We start from the raw sequence: 258 nt of genomic DNA on the forward strand, positions 1-258 counted from the left end.
CAACTAATTTCCCTTGTTGATACTCTATTCCTGATATCTCAGGATTTTCTAGTTGTTGTAAGTCGAATCTTACCAACTCTTGGGAAATGCCAGTAATCGGAGCAAGTTTAATTAATTTGTTAACCCAAGTCAGAGTAGTATCAACCCGATGTTTTAGAGAGGGTGCTAACCAACCTTTAGGTCTTTTTCTGTTCAAAAATCTAGCTTGACGGTATCTAGTTTTACGATTACGACGACTACGACGTAATGCTCTCCGTG

At 38.8% G+C, this 258-nt stretch carries 1 protein-coding gene; it reads right to left on the bottom strand.

Translation table 11 applies throughout. The features are described 5' to 3' along the window. On the bottom strand, window positions 1–258 hold a 258-nt coding region (locus JUI58_RS15820; RefSeq protein ID WP_204104769.1), incomplete at both ends, for an RRXRR domain-containing protein.

This window comes from Spirulina sp. CCY15215, from assembly GCF_016888125.1.
Lineage (GTDB): Bacteria > Cyanobacteriota > Cyanobacteriia > Cyanobacteriales > Spirulinaceae > CCY15215.